Source organism: Mesorhizobium huakuii, from assembly GCF_030160235.1.
GTDB classification, from domain to species: domain Bacteria; phylum Pseudomonadota; class Alphaproteobacteria; order Rhizobiales; family Rhizobiaceae; genus Mesorhizobium; species Mesorhizobium huakuii.
The window spans coordinates 148,834-161,171 of record NZ_BSNY01000071.1; the positions used below are offsets into that span (position 1 = coordinate 148,834).

At 62.1% G+C, this 12,338-nt stretch carries 15 protein-coding genes and 2 tRNA genes; 8 read left to right on the forward strand and 9 right to left on the reverse strand.

The window, feature by feature from the left end:
* The first annotated feature begins 32 nt into the window (after positions 1 to 32).
* Complete coding sequence (locus QQK95_RS32960; RefSeq protein WP_006201846.1) at positions 33 to 305, forward strand: HU family DNA-binding protein; 273 nt, start codon at positions 33 to 35, stop codon at positions 303 to 305.
* 141 nt (positions 306 to 446) lie between these two features.
* On the opposite strand, the gene QQK95_RS32965 is transcribed toward QQK95_RS32960, so the two are convergent.
* A complete protein-coding gene (locus QQK95_RS32965; RefSeq protein ID WP_284278744.1) occupies positions 447 to 1,469 on the reverse strand; it encodes an aldo/keto reductase in 1,023 nt (340 codons plus the stop codon).
* A 179-nt stretch (positions 1,470 to 1,648) separates the two neighbouring features.
* On the opposite strand from QQK95_RS32965, the gene QQK95_RS32970 reads away from it, so the two are divergent.
* Both QQK95_RS32970 and QQK95_RS32975 read left to right on the forward strand, forming a co-directional pair.
* Positions 1,649 to 2,215 carry an SIS domain-containing protein gene (locus tag QQK95_RS32970; RefSeq protein WP_284278745.1) on the forward strand — a complete coding sequence of 189 codons (567 nt, stop codon included), beginning with the start codon at positions 1,649 to 1,651 and terminating at the stop codon, positions 2,213 to 2,215.
* 3 nt (positions 2,216 to 2,218) lie between these two features.
* Entirely contained in the window at positions 2,219 to 2,962 is a 744-nt protein-coding gene (locus QQK95_RS32975; RefSeq protein WP_284278746.1) for a creatininase family protein, read from the forward strand.
* Here QQK95_RS32975 and QQK95_RS32980 read toward each other — a convergent pair.
* From QQK95_RS32980 to QQK95_RS32995, 4 genes are all read right to left on the reverse strand, one after another.
* Complete coding sequence (locus QQK95_RS32980) at positions 2,959 to 3,273, reverse strand: hypothetical protein (RefSeq protein ID WP_284278748.1); 315 nt, start codon at positions 3,271 to 3,273, stop codon at positions 2,959 to 2,961. The two genes, QQK95_RS32975 and QQK95_RS32980, sit on opposite strands and share 4 nt — an antisense overlap.
* Complete coding sequence (locus QQK95_RS32985; RefSeq protein ID WP_284278749.1) at positions 3,270 to 4,187, reverse strand: carbohydrate ABC transporter permease; 918 nt, start codon at positions 4,185 to 4,187, stop codon at positions 3,270 to 3,272. Before QQK95_RS32985 ends, QQK95_RS32980 begins: the two co-directional genes overlap by 4 nt.
* Positions 4,188 to 4,198: 11 nt before the next feature.
* Positions 4,199 to 5,320, reverse strand: a complete 1,122-nt coding sequence (locus QQK95_RS32990) for a carbohydrate ABC transporter permease (protein WP_284278750.1) — start codon at positions 5,318 to 5,320, stop codon at positions 4,199 to 4,201.
* Positions 5,321 to 5,418: 98 nt separating this feature from the next.
* Entirely contained in the window at positions 5,419 to 7,086 is a 1,668-nt protein-coding gene (locus QQK95_RS32995) for an ABC transporter substrate-binding protein (protein ID WP_284278752.1), read from the reverse strand.
* A gap of 285 nt (positions 7,087 to 7,371) precedes the next feature.
* Here QQK95_RS32995 and QQK95_RS33000 point away from each other — a divergent pair, with 285 nt between their 5' ends.
* Genes QQK95_RS33000 through rbsK form a run of 3 tightly spaced genes read left to right on the forward strand, consistent with a single transcriptional unit; the run spans position 7,372 to position 9,841 of the window.
* Positions 7,372 to 8,427, forward strand: coding sequence for an ABC transporter ATP-binding protein (locus QQK95_RS33000; protein ID WP_010915660.1), 1,056 nt, complete (start codon positions 7,372 to 7,374; stop codon positions 8,425 to 8,427).
* 27 nt (positions 8,428 to 8,454) lie between these two features.
* A complete protein-coding gene (locus QQK95_RS33005) occupies positions 8,455 to 8,907 on the forward strand; it encodes an RbsD/FucU family protein (RefSeq protein ID WP_284278753.1) in 453 nt (150 codons plus the stop codon).
* Positions 8,908 to 8,911: 4 nt separating this feature from the next.
* On the forward strand, positions 8,912 to 9,841 hold the full coding sequence (rbsK, locus tag QQK95_RS33010) for a ribokinase (protein WP_284278754.1): 930 nt from the start codon (positions 8,912 to 8,914) through the stop codon (positions 9,839 to 9,841).
* 148 nt (positions 9,842 to 9,989) lie between these two features.
* Here the strand turns inward: rbsK and QQK95_RS33015 are convergent, their stop codons facing one another.
* Both QQK95_RS33015 and QQK95_RS33020 read right to left on the reverse strand, forming a co-directional pair.
* Positions 9,990 to 10,508 (reverse strand): hypothetical protein, encoded by a 519-nt coding sequence (locus QQK95_RS33015; RefSeq protein ID WP_284278756.1) that lies wholly within the window; start codon positions 10,506 to 10,508, stop codon positions 9,990 to 9,992.
* A gap of 370 nt (positions 10,509 to 10,878) precedes the next feature.
* Positions 10,879 to 10,955 (reverse strand) — tRNA-Asp (locus tag QQK95_RS33020).
* 217 nt (positions 10,956 to 11,172) lie between these two features.
* Here QQK95_RS33020 and QQK95_RS33025 point away from each other — a divergent pair.
* Positions 11,173 to 11,248, forward strand: a tRNA-Val gene (locus QQK95_RS33025).
* Positions 11,249 to 11,329: 81 nt separating this feature from the next.
* On the opposite strand, the gene QQK95_RS33030 is transcribed toward QQK95_RS33025, so the two are convergent.
* Complete coding sequence (locus QQK95_RS33030) at positions 11,330 to 11,521, reverse strand: hypothetical protein (RefSeq protein ID WP_284278758.1); 192 nt, start codon at positions 11,519 to 11,521, stop codon at positions 11,330 to 11,332.
* A 215-nt stretch (positions 11,522 to 11,736) separates the two neighbouring features.
* Here QQK95_RS33030 and QQK95_RS33035 point away from each other — a divergent pair, with 215 nt between their 5' ends.
* Positions 11,737 to 11,940 (forward strand): hypothetical protein, encoded by a 204-nt coding sequence (locus tag QQK95_RS33035; RefSeq protein ID WP_284278759.1) that lies wholly within the window; start codon positions 11,737 to 11,739, stop codon positions 11,938 to 11,940.
* Between the two features lie 132 nt (positions 11,941 to 12,072).
* Here the strand turns inward: QQK95_RS33035 and QQK95_RS33040 are convergent, their stop codons facing one another.
* Entirely contained in the window at positions 12,073 to 12,282 is a 210-nt protein-coding gene (locus QQK95_RS33040; RefSeq protein WP_284278760.1) for a hypothetical protein, read from the reverse strand.
* Positions 12,283 to 12,338 lie beyond the last annotated feature (56 nt).

The following is a 12,338-nucleotide window of genomic DNA, read 5'->3' on the forward strand; positions in this document are numbered from 1 at the left end:
TAGTTCCGGTGTTCTCATGGAAGGGAATTTTTATGAACAAGAACGAACTGGTGTCCGCTGTCGCCGACGCCGCGAGCATTTCGAAGGGTGACGCGCAGTCGGCGGTCGATGCGGTATTTTCCGTCATCACCGGCGAACTGAAGAAGGGCGGCGATGTCCGGCTTGTCGGCTTTGGCAATTTCACCGTGTCAAAGCGTGCGGCCTCGACCGGCCGCAACCCGCAGACCGGCGCCGAAGTGAAGATCCCGGCGCGCACCGTGCCGAAGTTCTCGGCCGGCAAAGGCCTGAAGGACGCAGTCAACTAAGCGTTTTTTCTTTTCAGAGACCAGAAAAGCCGGGCTTGCCCGGCTTTTCATTTTTGTGTCCGACGCCGGTACACGCGACCAGAAAAGCCGGGCTTGCCCGGCTTTTCATTTTTTGGGCCAGAATTGGAGGCGGCAGCGCTCTTATGCGGTCGGCGCGTCGTCGCGCATCAAACCTTCCTTCTTGAGGTCGGCCCACAGCGCTGCCGGTAGTTTCGCGTCGAGCAGCGCCCGGTTGCTTTCGACTTCGCTCGGCCGCTGGCCTCCGGGGATCACCGAGACGACCGAGGGATGCAGCAGCGGAAACTGCAGCGCCGCCTCGATCAGCTTGACACCATGGCGTTTGCAGACGGCCTCGATGCCGGCGACCCGCTCGAGAATGTCCTTCGGCGCCTCGGAATAGTTGTAGTAGGCGCCGGGCTTCGGTCCTGTCGCCAGGATGCCGGAATTGTAGGGGCCGCCAAGGACGATACCGATGCCGCGCTTCTGGCAGAGCGGCAGGAAGGATGCCAGCGCCTCCTGTTCCAGCAGCGTGTAGCGCCCGGCAAGCAGGAACAGGTCGAAATCGCCGCGCTCGGCCAGCGTCTGGGCAACCTGCCATTCGTTGATGCCGCCGCCGAACGCCTTGATCGCGCCCTGGTCGCGAAGCGACAGCAGCCCGTAGTAGCCCGAGCGCATGAATTCCTCGATGCGCCGGTCGGACGCCTCCTTGCTGCCATGGGTGAAGATGTCGACATCGTGCACGAACAGTATGTCGATCCGGTCGACGCCAAGCCGCTCGAGCGAGGCCTCGAACGAACGCATGACGCCGTCATAGCTGTAATCGTAGACCTCTTGGCGCGACGGCGTGTCGAAGAACTTGCCGATGCCGGTGCGCTGCTCCGGCGGGCAGGCACGCATGAGGCGGCCGACCTTGCTCGACAGCACATAGTCATCGCGCTTCTTGCCGCGCAGGAAGGGGTTGAGGCGTGTTTCCGACAGGCCAAGCCCGTAGAGCGGCGCGGTGTCGTAGTAGCGGCAGCCGGTCGCCCAGGCGGCGTCGAGCGTGGCCTTGGCGTCCTCGTCCGAAACGGCGCGGTAGAGATTGCCAAGCGGTGCCGTGCCGAAGCCGAGCTCCGTAAAGGTGAGGCCGCCATTGCCGATGCGGTCGAAATGCCGTGTCTTCATGTCTTGCAGTTTTCCCGGGGTTGATCTGTCTGAGCTGATTTGTCTGACATGACACTATCATGCCTGTGACGAGGCAAAAGCACCGCGCGGCGTTGGACACGCATTTTCGCGGTTGCTAGCATGAATGAAATCAGGCTGTTCGTGAAAGATCCGAGGACGATTTCGAGGGTGGGTTTGTCGTGAGCGACCGGAGCGAAAATCTGTTCAAGACCGCGCTCGACGAACTCGGCGGCGCGCTGGCGCGCATGGATGACAGCCAGATCGACGCCGCCTGCAAGATGCTGGCGGAAGCCAGGCAGATCGTCGTCTATGGCTGCGGCCGCGAGGCTTTGCAGGTCAAGGGTTTCGCCATGCGGCTCTATCATCTCGGCCTGCCGGTCTCGGTGGTCGGCGACATGACGACGCCGCCCTTGGGGCCGGGTGACGTCTTCCTGGCCAGTTCCGGACCGGGAGAGACCTCGACCGTGCTGACCTTGATGCGCGTCGCGCGCGATGCCGGAGCGACCAATCTGCTGCTGACCGCCCAGGCTGGCGGCAGCGCGGCGGGGTTGGCCGATGCCACGCTGCTCATTCCGGCCCAGACCATGGCCAATGACCAGGGGCCGCAGAGGACTTCGGTCCTGCCGATGGGCTCGGTGTTCGAAGGCGCACTGTTCCTGCTGTTCGAGGTGATGGTGCTGAAGCTCCAATCCCTGATCGGTGCTTCGCCCGAAGCCATGCGCGCCCGCCACACCAATATGGAATAGATCATGCGTTATGAACTGATGCTGCCGCACCAGATACGCAAGGCCATCGCCGAGAATTGGCCGGTCGCCCTGCCGCTCGGCGTGCTTGAATATCACGGCGAGCACATGGCCGTCGGCATGGATACGCTGGCCGTCATCAAGACATTGGAATTGTTCGAGAAGGAGAGGGACGTCGTCATCCTGCCGCCCTTCTACTACGGAGCCGCGAGTTACGCGGTGGCGCCGCCGGAAGGTTCGGGATCGGTGCAGGTCGGCGGCAATCAGCTGGCGCCGTTCGGCGAGGAGCTGTTCTACAGCCTACTGCGCATCGGTTTCCGCAACATCCACGCCATCATCCACCACCAGACCGAGAATTTCGCCGCCGGCATGCCGACCGATCTCGCCTTCAAGACCGCCGGCCGCCAGGCGATCTTCCGTTTCCTCGAGAAGCAGCGCGGCGAGGGCTGGTGGGGCTCGAAGGACATGGCCGACTATTATGCCGGACACGCCGCCGGTGAAAACTTCTTCAACTGGGTGCAGGTGCATCCGCTGATGCCGGCCGCCATGAACGGCCAGTATCCGTTCGACCATGCCGGCATCGGCGAGACATCACTGATGCTGGCGCTATGCCCGGAGGCGGTCGATGCCGCCCGCTTCGCCGACAATACCGGCTGGTATACGGCGAGCGCCAAGGATGCATCGGCGGAACTTGGCAACAAGGGCGTCGCCATGATCATGGACCACCTGCGCACTACCCTGAAGGCCTAAAGGTTGTTTTTCAGCCGCTCCGCCCGGTAGTCGGCAATCGACTTGTCCGGGTCGCTCTTCGTGGCAACGGCCCAGATGAACGTGCCGGCGCCGGCTATCGCCAGGATGACATAGAGGGCTACGCCAAGCGCGAGGTGGTTGGCGTAGAAGCCCACCAGGGCCATGAGCAGGCCGCCGCACAGCATGGCCAGCACGAAGCCGGCGATGACGGCTCGACCTTGCCAGGCGATCGGCATGACGCCCTTGCCATAGCGGTCGTAGCCCTTGTAGCCGACACGGATGTTGCGTGCGAACCAGTATTGGTTCGTCACTTCACGGCCCCCGCCGTCATGCCCATGATGAGATAGCGTTCCAGCGCGATGCCGATCACCGCCAGCGGCGCGATCGCGGCGGTGGCAAGGGCTGCCATCGACCACCAATTGATGCCTTGCGAGCCGGTCTGGCTCGCCACCATGACAGGAATGGTCTTGGCATCGGTCGAGGTCAGAAGGGCGGCGAAGAAATACTCGTTCCAGCACAGCACCATCGCCAGGATGAAGGCGGCAACCATGCCCGGCAACGCGATCGGCATGACGATGCGGAAAAACGCGCCCCAGATCGACAGGCCATCGACGAGGGCTGCTTCTTCCAGCTCGACCGGGATCGAGTTGAACTGGTCGCGCATAATCCAGATGACGATCGGCAGCACCATCAGCGTATAGAGCAGGATCAGTCCGATGCGTGTGTCGAGCAGGCCGACTTCGCGGTAGAGCACCAGGAAGGGCAAAGCGAGCACCACGGGTGGCAGGATCAGCTGCGACAGGAAGAAGAAGGAGATATCCTCGTTCTTGAACCAGGCGAACTTGTAGCGGTAACGCGTGAGGCCGTAGGCGGCGAGGCTGCCGATGATGATGGCGAGGCTCGACGCGCCGACCGAGGTGATGACCGAGTTCATGAAGCGCTTGAAGAACTCGTCACGCACCGTGGAGGTCTGGAAGATCGAATCCGGCGAGAGCCCGAGCGAACGCCAGCCCTTCCAGTCCGGCTGGAAGTCGACGAAGGGGATCAGATGGCCTTGGGTGACGTCGACCGCCGATTTGAACGAGGTCGTTATCGTCCAGTAGATCGGAAACAGGCAGATCAAGGCCCAGAACACCAGTGCGCCATAGATGAAGACGCGGCTGGTGATGAAGCTCGCCGGAGAGCGGATTTCGGAGACGGTGTATTCGGTGGTCTGAACGCTCATGATCCGGCCACTCAATTGACGTTGCGCACGAAGCGGTTGGCAAGCTTCAACAGCCAGGTAACGAACACGACGATGATGACCAGATAGGCCATCGCCAGCATGGTGCCGTAGCCGACATTGGAGCGGTCGCGGTATTCGCGGTAGATGAAGCTCGACACGGAATCGGTGGCGCCGCCAGGCCCGCCCGAGGTCACCGTGATGATGATGTCGGCCAGCTTCAGCTTGAAGATGATGCGCAGGATCACCGCCGTCACCGAAACCGGCAACATCAGCGGGAAGGTGACCTGCCAGAAGGTCTGCCAGGTGGTCGCGCCGTCGACCCGCGCGGCCTCCAGCACCTCGCGCGACATCGCCTGCAGGCCGGCGAGCAGCATGATCATCATGAACGGGATGAAGGTCCAGGCATCCAGTATCATGATCGAGATGCGGGCGATGATTGGATCGGAGAAGAAGGCGGGATTGTCCCAGCCGAGATGGCGCGCCAGCGTTGCCGCCGGTCCGAACCGGTACTCCATCAGCGATTTGCCGATCATCCAGGACACCGCGACCGGGGACAGCATCAGCGGCATCAGGAAGACGACGCGGAAGAATTTGCGCGCCCGGATCTGCGCGTTGAGCAGCAGCGCCAACCCGAAGGCGATGACATATTCGACCAGCACGGCGAGCACGTAGAGCACCATGTTGAACAGCGCATTGCGATAGTAGGGATCGCTCAGCATCTGCCAGAAATTGTCGAGCCCGTTGAACCTGCGGCCGCTGAAGGAGGAGAGGTTCCAGTCGGTGAGCGCGATGTAGAAGCCGAACAGCGTCGGGAAGATCACCATGGCGATGGTGAACAGCAGCGCCGGCAGCAGGAACAGCGCGCGCTGGCCATCCTCGCCGCGTGTCAGCACCTGGCCGATGCCGAGTGCCACGCCCCACAGCACATAGGCGTAGACCACGGGACGCCATGTCTCGAAGCCGATCGTGTCGACCTCGCTCTTGTAGAGGATCTGGACAAGGATCGTTGCCAGCAGGCCAAGCGTTGCAGCGGCCATCACCGTCCAACCCAGGCGTTTGCGGCCTGGCGGTATCAGGTCGGATGGGACGGCGTTTGCCGGCCAATCATTGGTGGGCAAAATCTGGTCAGCCACGCGCCTTATCCGGTTGCAGTACGCACTTCGCGACCGGCGGTGCCGGCCAAGACAGGATCCGGCGGCTTTCGTCGCCGGACCCCAGGTTCAGGCTGCGATCAGGCCAGGCCGAGCGAGGCCTTGTAGAGCTTGATCTGCTTTTCGCGACCGATCTGGTCGGTGAGCTTTTCCCAGGCGGCGGCGATGGCATCGGCGCCTTCCTGTGCCTTCATCTTGCCGGCGAAGGTGTTGGCCAGAATGTCCTCGGCGGCGCTGTAGTACTGGAAGATGCCGGGGATGCGTGGCTCGATCGCCGCGTTCGGATGGTTGTAGCTGTCGCCTTCCGACTTCAGATACGAGGTGATGAAGGCCTCGTCGTAGCCGGCCGCCACCCATTCCGGAATGTCGAAGTGGGAATTGCGGTAGGGCTGGAAGCCGGACGGATACATCGCCGTCCAGATCGACAGGTCCTTGCCGCCGAGATGAGCGGCGGCGGACCATGCCGCCTTTTTCTTCTTCTCGTCCTTGTCGACGCGGGCCATGACGTAGACGCCCCAGCCCAGATAGGCGCAGTTCGGCGAATAGTTCGGCCCGCTGGCGAGCTTCTCCCATTTGCCGGTCTTGGAATTGTAGACGTCGTCCGAACCCGGCAGGATGGAGAAGCCGGTGACATCGCCGATGACCGACGAATCGTTGGTCTTGACGTTGGAGCCGATGTCGCCCCACCAGGGGATCATCGAACCGGTGCCGGCCAGGAACTGCTGGAAGCCGGTGGTGTTCGGGTCGGCGTTGATCTGGTCCGCCGGTTCCGACGGCAGCGCGTCGATCACGTCCTGGATGGCGCGCACCCAGGCCGGATTGTTGATGCGCGGCTTCATCGTGTCGGCGTCGAACAGCCAGGCCTTGTCGTCGGGATGCTTGGCATAGGCGGTGGCGCGGCTGCCGAGGAAATAGAAGCCGAAACCGCCCCATGGCTTGGGCGCGTCGAGATAGCCGTAAACGTCTTGGCCCTTGAATTTCTTGCCCTTGAGGAACTTGGTGACGGCCTGCACCTGCTGCCAGGTCTTCGGCACGCCCCATTCGCCTTCGCCGCCGCCGTCCTTCCACTGCTTGGCAAGCTCGGCATCGGCGAACACGTCGGTGCGGTAGTTGAAATTGTGCGTGTCGCCGTCGATGGTGACGCGATACTGCTTGCCGTCCCAGGTGCCGACCGGTGGCTTCAGATAGTTGACCAGATCGTCGAAATCGATCTGCTTCTTGACCCAGTCGGGCATCTCCGAGGTCAGGCCCTTGCCGCAGACATCGCCTTCGAAGGGCGCGCCCATCTCGATGATGTCGAAGTCGACGGTGCCGGTGGCGATCGACTGCTGCAGGCGGGCATTGTAGTCGGCTTGCGCCAGGTCGATCCAGCTGATCTTGGCGCCGGTATAGGCCTCCCACGGCTTCAGGAAGCCGCGGAACAGCACATTGTGCAGGTTCTGGTTGTTGAGGCCCATGAATGTCAGCTCGACGCCGGCGAATTCGCCTTCCTTGACGTTGGCCTTGGTTGCCTCGAGGCAGAGTTCGCCGACCTTCTGGAAATCGGCATCGGTCGGCTGACCTTTGCCAACGCCGGGAATCTGCAGGATCTTCGAGCGCAGTTCGCTTGCGGCGGAGGCCGGACGCGTCAAGGCGCCGAGCCCGGCGCCGGATGCCGCCGCGATCGCGGCCATGCTGGCCGCACCCTTCAAGACGTCGCGCCGCGTGGCGCCGGCACGGACCAGCCTATCGTAAAGACCTGTTCTCATCGACTATTCCTCCCAGAATCAGTGTGAATGGCTGTGGCCACCTGTCGGACGCTGAAGCACGACGTGCTACCGGCTCGGATACGATTTAGGCAGGACCCCACCCTGCGTGGATTGAAGTTCCGATTGCGGTTCGGTGCCGACATTTGGACCAGCGCCCGCCACTATTCTCGCAACCAAACGCCGTGTCAACGAGGACGGTTTTTATCTATAAGAGACCGACTTGCCCTGACAGGGCGCGTTGGTTAGCTTCTGCGCCTACGGCCAGTTGGAGCCGGTGGGGGAGAGATGGCTCAAGTCGCAATCAGCAAGGTGGCCAAGGCGTTTGGAACCGTCAAGGTTCTGCACGAAGTCAGCGTCGACATCGCTGACGGACAGTTCGTGGTGCTGGTCGGCCCCTCGGGTTGCGGCAAGTCCACGCTGCTCAGGATGGTGGCCGGGCTGGAGACCGTTTCCGGCGGCACGATCGCCATCGGCGACCGCGTCGTCAACCATTTGCCGCCGGCAAAACGCGACATCGCCATGGTGTTCCAGAATTACGCGCTCTATCCGCACAAGACGGTCGAGCAGAACATGGCCTTTGCCCTCAAGCTGCGGAAGACCGATCCGGCCGTGGTCGCCGAGCGGGTCAAGCGCGCCGCCGACATCCTCGACCTCAACCCCTATCTGAAACGCTATCCCCGGCAGCTCTCCGGCGGCCAGCGCCAACGTGTGGCGATGGGCCGCGCCATCGTACGCAATCCACAGGTATTCCTGTTCGACGAGCCGCTCTCGAACCTCGACGCCAAGCTGCGCGTCCAGATGCGCACCGAGATCAAGGAACTGCACCAGCGGCTGAAGACCACCACGATCTACGTCACCCACGACCAGATCGAGGCCATGACCATGGCCGACAAGATCGTCGTCATGCGCGATGGCCGCATCGAGCAGGTCGGCGCGCCGCTGGAGCTGTTCGACCGGCCAGCCAATCTGTTCGTCGCCGGTTTCATCGGCTCGCCGTCGATGAACCTGCTCAAGGGTGTTGTGCGCAAGGGCGACAAGCCCGGCGTCGACATATCAGGCACATTGTTTCCGATTGCCGACAATGCCGCGCAGGACGGGCAGGCCGTTGTCTATGGCGTGCGCCCGGAGCATCTGGAAATCCATCCCGATGGCGTGCCGGCGAAGATTTCGGTGGTCGAACCGACTGGCTCGGAAACGCTGGTGTTCCTGCGCTTTGGCGACCGCGAGATGGTGGCGCTGTTTCGCGAGCGCCACGACTTCAAGCCCGGCGATACGCTGACCCTGAAGCCCAGGCTCGACCAGATTCATCTTTTCGATGCCGAGACCGGCAAACGTCTCTGATCTCAAACGGACTTCACGAGGACTATCATGCTCAAAGGCATTAATCCGCTGCTCAATGCCGACGTGCTGCAGGCATTGCGGGCGATGGGCCATGGCGATGACCTGATCATCGCCGACACCAACTTCCCCTCCGATTCGGTGGCGCGCCAGACGGCGCTTGGCCGGCTGCTGCGCATCGATGCATCGGCCGCCGAGGTGGTCAAGGCAGTGCTGTCGCTCTATCCGCTGGATACGTTCGTCGACGACGCGGCCGCGCGCATGGAAATCGTCGGCAAGCCGGACGAGATCCCGCCCGTCCAGAAGGAAGTGCAAAAGGAAATCGACGCCGCCGAGGGCAAGTCGTGGCCGATGCTGCCGGTCGAGCGCTACGCCTTCTACGAGCGCGCCAAGCAGGCCTATTGCGTCATCCAGACGGGCGAACGCCGTTTTTACGGCTGCTTCGCCTTCCGCAAGGGCGTCATACCGCCGGATGCGGAGTAGGGACATGGCAGCCGCAAAGCCTGTCGTCATATTGGGCGTCTTCGTCGCCGATACCGCCTATCGCGCCGATCGCCAGCCGCGCATGGGCGAGACGATCCTCGGCAATTCGTTCAAGCTGGGCCCGGGCGGCAAAGGGTCGAACCAGGCGGTGGCCGCCGGCAAGCTCGGCGCCGACACCACCTTCCTGACCCGGCTTGGCGTCGATGCCTTCGCCGACATGGCCAAGCGGACCTGGCAGGACGCCGGCGTGAAAAGCGCCGTCATCGACACGCCGGACAGCTATACGGGCGCCGCCTACATCTTCGTAGAGGAGGGCAGCGGCAACAACGCCATCATCGTCAGCCCGGGTGCGGCCATGCTGATCTCGCCGGCAGATATAGAGGCCAATGCCGCCCTGATTCGTGGCGCCGGCGTCTTCGTAACCCAGCTCGAACAGCCAATCGACGCGGCGCTCAGGGCGCTGGAGATCGCGCGCGAGGCAGGGGTCACGACCATCCTCAATCCCGCCCCCGCGGCAAAGCTTCCCGACCGTATCTATACGCTCTGCGACTATCTCACGCCGAACGAGACCGAGACGGAGGAATTGACCGGACTGAAGGTCTCTTCGGTCGATGAGGCGCGCACCGCCGCCGGCAAGTTGCTCGAAAAGGGCGTCGGCACGGTTATCGTCACGCTCGGCGACAAGGGCGCGCTGCTGCACTCGAAGGGACGCTCCGAGCATGTCCCGGCCATCAGCGCCGGGCCGGTGGTCGAAACCACCGGCGCGGGCGATGCCTTCAACGGCGGCTTCGCCGCAGCGCTGTCGCGAGGCGTTGAGCCGCTGCAAGCGGTGCGCTTCGCCTGTGCCGTCGCCGGCATTTCGGTGACACGGCCCGGCACCGCGCCGTCGATGCCGACGCTGCAAGAGGTCGAGGCACTGCTGGCGAAGGGTTGAGACAATTGAGGCTCGCGGGGCTGCGGGCCTTAAGGGAAAGCGCATAGCGCTTTCCCTTGGGAGTTGCGCCAAAGCAAAGAATTAGGCAGTTCGCCGTTCCGTTGACCGGCGAACTGCCCTGGACGTCTGTCGGCGACGGCCCGATCGGCTACTGCCTGACGTAGCAGCGCTTCCCGGTGTTGGGGGCGGGATCATCCTCAAACGAATCGTTGTCGCATTGGACGCCGTTGCGGAACACGTCCTGCGTGAACTGGCCGCGTGCCCCGTATCTTACCACCTTGCGGCCATAGAAATCGCAGAACTCGCCTTCTTCGGCACAGGCTACCCATCTCTCGCGGCGGGGTTCGTCGTAATTGTCATTCGACTGGTCCCGGCCCCGCATCACGATGAAACACGACTTTGCCTGGCCGGGCGCCGGATCGCCAAAAACGCGATTTGAACAGGGCACCGCGTCTCGGTCGATAAAGCGCGAGGTCGTGCGGCCCCGGGCGCCGTAGACCACTTCGGCGGGATACGGCAGACGGCAGATGCCGCCCTCGCGCGCGCATTGCTGCAGCCGGTCGGCCGACGCGGTCGCCGGGAAGAGAGCGGTGGCGACCGTCGTCGCGCCGCCCAGGTAGATGAGCGTGAATAATGTGCGCATAGGAATGTTTGGTGCGATTGACACGATAAGTCCTCCATGCCGTTCAGGCAGCCTAATAATGCAGCTCCGCTACCTGCGAAATGAATCCAGCGCTTTGTGGGCAAATCCGCAAGTGGGATTCGCAACGTCAAACGCGGCTCAAGCCCGAGTCGTTCCAGGAACTCCTTCTCAGCCTATTGGAGTGGCGTCCCGTTTGCCAGATTGCCGCGCGGGCGTGGCTGTACTTTTGAAGCCGACTGCGAAAGCAGTCGGCTTCACGATTCGCGCGGCGGCGAATGATCATCAACAGAAATAGGGCGCAAGAGCACGCGCCTTGGCACTTCATTCTGAAAGTGAATTCTGACAATTCATGTCGGCATTTCCCTGTTCCAAGGACTGGGATCCTTGAGGGAAATGGCGCGAGTGACGGGGCTCGAACCCGCGACCTCCGGCGTGACAGGCCGGCACTCTAACCAACTGAGCTACACCCGCGCATTGACGAGCACGTGTCAGCCGTGTTCGTCGTTGGGGCGCTGGATAAGGGGTTCGCCACCGGGTGTCAAGCGCACCAAACCATCATAACAACAAACTGGAGAAGGTTTTTTGACAGCCGGCGTTTTGTTCGCAAATCGGGCCCGCGGACAGGGCGTCACCTGTTCATTTGGCCTTGCGAAGCCGGTCCCGACCGCTTAAAGGTCCGCGCCGGAGCGGGCGATTAGCTCAGTTGGTAGAGCGCTTCGTTTACACCGAAGATGTCGGCGGTTCGAGCCCGTCATCGCCCACCATTCCAGCGTCGTCTTGAAAATACGATTTGGGCCTTCCGGGAGGCAGGACGATGAACGCCTGTTGCTTCCGAGCACGGGAACCTAGATCCGTTTGAAATCGGCAAGCCCCAAGCGTATCCGCTGGCCCTCCGCGAAGGCGAGAGCGAAAGACTCCAGGTCGAATGATCGGGTTAGTTCCTCGTCGCCGTCGACCACGCGGACGAACCATTCTCCGCAGGCTTCGATCACTTCAACGCAAGGGCAAACCTTGCCGTCTGGCATCACGCTATCCATCGCAAGCTCCATAGAAAGCAATGACGAAACACAGATTCTAGGACTCGTCCGGATGCGTTTTCAATATCAAATGTATGTCGGTACGATCACAGCCCTCCCAAGCCTGCCATCTCTCGCAAACAAGCCTTTCGCACTTTCCGACTTTGCCGATGGGAACGTTAGCAGGGCTTCGAAGTTTCTTGACCGCTAATGCGACCTTGCGCGGAGGGTGGCAAATGAAGACGACAGTTGGACCGGATACCATCGACGTGGCCAAGGCGGTCGAAACGTTGCTCACGGAGCATGACGGTCCTGCCTCTCTGTCGATGGCCGAATTTATCGAAGTGCTTCGTCAAAGAACGGGAACGGACCGTTCTGACGCGGATTTGAAAGCCCTCGTCGCGAAGAAGGCGGCTGTGCTTGGTATCGTTATGGCTTGAGGACGGCCAAGTTCGGCTGCGCAGCTTGCACCCGGATGCTGTTGGCATATCGGCGCCTGCAAATGAGCCATTTCGGCGCCTTGTTTGCGCGGTGCAACCCAAGGCTGCCCGCAAGACTGAACAAGGCCGGCGCTACATCTTGTTCCGCCGCTTTTCGATAGCATAGGATGTCCAGCGGCAGCACATACCCGCGATCGATGTTGCGGCGCCACCAAACAGGCATACGGCAAGCACCGGGTCATGCGAGGCGCTTTTCCAGCTGACCACCGCCAGCAATAGGACGCTTACCGTCGAGACCACATAGCCGATACCTTTGAGCGTATGCGGCGAAACCTTGGCCATCACACCCTCCCTTCACTCCAACGTTGAACATTTGTATCCGCGCCGGGTTCCGTTCG

Excerpts from the sequence above, each read along its gene's own strand:
- QQK95_RS32960 (WP_006201846.1), top strand. The coding sequence starts at position 33 with ATGAACAAGAACGAACTGGTGTCCGCTGTCGCCGACGCCGCGAGCATT.
- QQK95_RS32965 (WP_284278744.1), bottom strand. The coding sequence starts at position 1,469 with ATGAAGACACGGCATTTCGACCGCATCGGCAATGGCGGCCTCACCTTT.
- QQK95_RS32975 (WP_284278746.1), top strand. The coding sequence starts at position 2,219 with ATGCGTTATGAACTGATGCTGCCGCACCAGATACGCAAGGCCATCGCC.
- QQK95_RS32985 (WP_284278749.1), bottom strand. The coding sequence starts at position 4,187 with ATGAGCGTTCAGACCACCGAATACACCGTCTCCGAAATCCGCTCTCCG.
- QQK95_RS32995 (WP_284278752.1), bottom strand. The coding sequence starts at position 7,086 with ATGAGAACAGGTCTTTACGATAGGCTGGTCCGTGCCGGCGCCACGCGG.
- QQK95_RS33000 (WP_010915660.1), top strand. The coding sequence starts at position 7,372 with ATGGCTCAAGTCGCAATCAGCAAGGTGGCCAAGGCGTTTGGAACCGTC.
- QQK95_RS33005 (WP_284278753.1), top strand. The coding sequence starts at position 8,455 with ATGCTCAAAGGCATTAATCCGCTGCTCAATGCCGACGTGCTGCAGGCA.
- rbsK (WP_284278754.1), top strand. The coding sequence starts at position 8,912 with ATGGCAGCCGCAAAGCCTGTCGTCATATTGGGCGTCTTCGTCGCCGAT.
- QQK95_RS33030 (WP_284278758.1), bottom strand. The coding sequence starts at position 11,521 with ATGGATAGCGTGATGCCAGACGGCAAGGTTTGCCCTTGCGTTGAAGTG.
- QQK95_RS33035 (WP_284278759.1), top strand. The coding sequence starts at position 11,737 with ATGAAGACGACAGTTGGACCGGATACCATCGACGTGGCCAAGGCGGTC.
- QQK95_RS33040 (WP_284278760.1), bottom strand. The coding sequence starts at position 12,282 with ATGGCCAAGGTTTCGCCGCATACGCTCAAAGGTATCGGCTATGTGGTC.